At 48.2% G+C, this 3,886-nt stretch carries 3 protein-coding genes and 3 pseudogenes; 1 reads left to right on the top strand and 5 read right to left on the bottom strand.

The genetic code is table 11. From position 1 onward, the window contains the following. From FTT63_RS15850 to dfrA16, 4 genes and pseudogenes are all read right to left on the bottom strand, one after another. The coding region (locus tag FTT63_RS15850; protein ID WP_373685687.1) for an MFS transporter at positions 1-391 on the bottom strand (391 nt) is incomplete at its 3' end. Between the two features lie 214 nt (positions 392-605). Continuing rightward, positions 606-1,444: pseudogene (locus FTT63_RS15005) on the bottom strand (AadA family aminoglycoside 3''-O-nucleotidyltransferase). Between the two features lie 117 nt (positions 1,445-1,561). Beyond that, positions 1,562-2,428: a PSE family carbenicillin-hydrolyzing class A beta-lactamase CARB-2 gene (locus FTT63_RS15000; protein WP_001931474.1), complete on the bottom strand. Its 867-nt coding sequence runs from the start codon at positions 2,426-2,428 to the stop codon at positions 1,562-1,564. Positions 2,429-2,592: 164 nt separating this feature from the next. Further along, a complete protein-coding gene (gene dfrA16 / locus FTT63_RS14995; protein ID WP_032490158.1) occupies positions 2,593-3,066 on the bottom strand; it encodes a trimethoprim-resistant dihydrofolate reductase DfrA16 in 474 nt (157 codons plus the stop codon). Between the two features lie 155 nt (positions 3,067-3,221). On the opposite strand from dfrA16, the pseudogene intI1 reads away from it, so the two are divergent. Further along, a pseudogene (gene intI1, locus FTT63_RS14990) lies at positions 3,222-3,758 on the top strand (class 1 integron integrase IntI1); the annotation flags it as partial. Positions 3,759-3,811: 53 nt separating this feature from the next. Here intI1 and FTT63_RS14985 read toward each other — a convergent pair. Then, positions 3,812-3,886, bottom strand: a pseudogene (locus FTT63_RS14985) (IS6 family transposase); the annotation flags it as partial.

Genomic DNA, 3,886 nt, shown 5'->3' with positions numbered 1-3,886 from the left:
GGCCAGGCCTCAGCATTTTATTATGGTGATCCCCTGGGCGAAATGCGCCTGGTAAGCAGAGTTTTTGAAATGTAAGGCCTTTGAATAAGACAAAAGGCTGCCTCATCGCTAACTTTGCAACAGTGCCGGCGAGGCCACCTCCCAGTAGAACGGGGCGGCGCCCCAGTCGGTCCGATAGCGGTCCAAACAAGAGCTGACCGGCACCAATCATGACCAAGTACGTTGTCAGCGTAAGCTGAATTGTGCTCGCTGTCGTACCAAGCGCGTTTGGCATAAACGGCACTGCTGGCAAGTACATGTCCATGCCGAGTGATGCCAATAAATCGAACGGTGATAACAACAACACCGTGGCGGCAAGGGAGTACCGCCAACTAAAGTTTTTTGAGCGCACGAAACCATCTCCTTGAACAAAGGATTTGGCGGCGCTCCCGTAGAGCAAAAGGATTCATGAGAACGCCGCAACAACCGAAAAATGAAGGTTGCTGCGGCTTACTTGTCTGCGTTCTTGGAAGTGCTCATCTGCTGACTATCTCATGATTAAATTTGAATCGTAACAACTTTCAAGCAACTCTGCAAGGAGCCTTATTGTGCGCCCAACGCCGGAGTTAAGCCGCCGCGCGTAGCGCGGTCGGCTTGAACGAATTGTTAGACATCATTTACCAACTGACTTGATGATCTCGCCTTTCACAAAGCGAATAAATTCTTCCAAGTGATCTGCGCGTGAGGCCAAGTGATCTTCTTTTTGTCCCAGATAAGCTTGCTTAGCTTCAAGTAAGACGGGCTGATACTGGGCAGGTAGGCGTTTTATTGCCCAGTCGGCAGCGACATCCTTCGGCGCGATTTTGCCGGTTATTGCGCTGTACCAAATGCGGGACAACGTAAGCACTACATTTCGCTCATCGCCGGCCCAGTCGGGCTGCGAGTTCCATAGCTTCAAGGTTTCCCTCAGCGCCTCGAATAGATCCTGTTCAGGAACCGGGTCAAAGAATTCCTCCGCTGCCGGACCTACCAAGGCAACGCTATGTTCTCTTGCTTTTGTAAGCAGGATAGCTAGATCAATGTCGATCATGGCTGGCTCGAAGATACCCGCAAGAATGTCATTGCGCTGCCATTCTCCAAATTGCAGCTCGCGCTTAGCCGGATAACGCCACGGGATGATGTCGTCATGCACGACAAGGGTGACTTCTATAGCGCGGAGCGTCTCGCTCTCGCCAGGGAAAGCCGAAGCCTCCATAAGGTCATTGAGCAATGCTCGCCGCGTCGTTTCATCAAGCTTTACGGCCACAGTAACCAACAAATCAATATCGCTGTATGGCTTCAGGCCGCCATCCACTGCGGAGCCGTACAAATGCACGGCCAGCAACGTTGATTCCAGATGGCGCTCAATGACGCTTAGCACCTCTGATAGTTGGTTCGAAATTTCGATGGTCACCGCTACCCTCATGATGTCTAACGCCGCCATAAGTTGCGGCTTTGGAGTTGATTGTTTTGTGGTAGCGTAGCGTTAAACCACAAAACAAGCGACGGAAAAGCCGTCAACTTGATGGCCTTGTTAGCCTTATCAGCGCGACTGTGATGTATAAACGTCAAAAATTGAATGACCAATTTTAACAATCGCATCATTTCGCTCTGCCATTGAAGCCTGTGTTTGAGCTAGATAGATGCTCACAATAATTGGGGCTTGATGCTCACTCCACACAACTGCTGTAATACTCCGAGCACCAAATCCGCCAGCACCTGAGCGATCCGCAATGTTCCATCCCGCCGGCAATACTGAACGTAGTAAATTACCAGTGACTTGATTGTTCACCATCCAAGACTCTAATTTTTTCTGGTTCATTTCAGATAGCGCGGAACCAAATAAAAATTTATTCAAAGTACTGGCTATTGCCTTAGGAGTTGTCGTATCCCTCAAATCACCGAGCTTACCTTCATTTAAATCAGGCTCAATACGGTCTAGACGAGTCTCTTTGTCCCCAATTTGTCTTAAAAAATCAGTAACGCCTTTGGGGCCACCTACAGCACTTAGGATGATATTTGCCGCAGTATTATCACTTGTAGTCATAGTTGCGAAGCACGCATCATCGAGTGTGATTGCCTGCCCTACTTGCTTTTCTATTACAGGGGAATAGGTCACAAGATCTGCTTTCTTAATCTCGACTGTACTATTGGGATTAACTTTTCCTTGCTCAGCATCATATAGTAATTTAGCGCAAGCTATTGTTTTAAAAGTACTTGTTAACGGGAAGCGCTGATTGCCATTGTAATCCCAATATTCTCCATTTTGAGTATCAAGAACGGAAACACCTATACGAGCAGAAAGAGAAACTTCAATTGCCTTAACGTCTTGTTCAACTTGCTGAAACTTTGAACTACTTGCAAAAACCACGGATGGTATTAAAAGCGAAAATGCCAATAAAAACTTCATGTAAGTAACCCCATAATTTTGATTGTCACACATTTTATATAAAAGCATGAGGCTCCATAATATGGCTAACGCCCGCCTCAACTGCCGGAGGTTAATGGCGCCTTTTTTGCAGCTCCACCGCAAAAAAAGGTGACAGTAACCGGAGGTCAGATTGCAGGCGCTTGTTAACTCTTTTGCCAGATTTGATAACAATAGTTAATGTTAGACTCGAAATCTTGCTCAAATACCAACTTGAATGTATCTGGGATTTCAGGAAAAACTATGTCTCCATCTCGCTCGATGTCGACTGTTGAAATATGCAAAGTATCTACTTTGGAAATCAAGCTTTTGTATATTTCACCACCACCAGAAACGATAACATGATCCGTGATTTCCTCTAAATTTATTAAGGCATCCTGAATTGAGGAGAAAACCATTACACCCTCATCATTCGTAGAAAAATTAGAGCGAGTTACAACTGCATACTTTCGATTTGGGAGAGCGCCCATTGACTCAAAAGTTTTGCGTCCAACTAAAAGCCATTGATTATATGTAATTGCCTTAAATAGAAGTTGCTCGCCTTTGGCGCTCCATGGAATATCTGGTCCATTACCGATAATACCGTTCTTCGACTTGGCAGCCATTAGTGATAACTTCACGATTTCTCCCTCGAGTTAACTTTGTTTTAGGGCGACTGCCCTGCTGCGTAACATCGTTGCTGCTCCATAACATCAAACATCGACCCACGGCGTAACGCGCTTGCTGCTTGGATGCCCGAGGCATAGACTGTACAAAAAAACAGTCATAACAAGCCATGAAAACCGCCACTGCGCCGTTACCACCGCTGCGTTCGGTCAAGGTTCTGGACCAGTTGCGTGAGCGCATACGCTACTTGCATTACAGCTTACCAACCGAACAGGCTTATGTCCACTGGGTTCGTGCCTTCATCCGTTTCCACGGTGTGCGTCACCCGGCAACCTTGGGCAGCAGCGAAGTCGAGGCATTTCTGTCCTGGCTGGCGAACGAGCGCAAGGTTTCGGTCTCCACGCATCGTCAGGCATTGGCGGCCTTGCTGTTCTTCTACGGCAAGGTGCTGTGCACGGATCTGCCCTGGCTTCAGGAGATCGGAAGACCTCGGCCGTCGCGGCGCTTGCCGGTGGTGCTGACCCCGGATGAAGTGGTTCGCATCCTCGGTTTTCTGGAAGGCGAGCATCGTTTGTTCGCCCAGCTTCTGTATGGAACGGGCATGCGGATCAGTGAGGGTTTGCAACTGCGGGTCAAGGATCTGGATTTCGATCACGGCACGATCATCGTGCGGGAGGGCAAGGGCTCCAAGGATCGGGCCTTGATGTGGCACTGTTGCAAAGTTAGCGATGAGGCAGCCTTTTGTCTTATTCAAAGGCCTTACATTTCAAAAACTCTGCTTACCAGGCGCATTTCGCCCAGGGGATCACCATAATAAAATGCTGAGGCCTGGCC

The sequence above is a fragment of the Acinetobacter sp. C15 genome (assembly GCF_013420645.1).
Lineage (GTDB): Bacteria > Pseudomonadota > Gammaproteobacteria > Pseudomonadales > Moraxellaceae > Acinetobacter > Acinetobacter indicus.
This window is presented reverse-complemented; position numbering and strand designations above follow the sequence as displayed.

Coding starts and splice junctions, on each gene's coding strand:
- FTT63_RS15000 (WP_001931474.1), bottom strand. CDS start 2,428: ATGAAGTTTTTATTGGCATTTTCGCTTTTAATACCATCCGTGGTTTTT.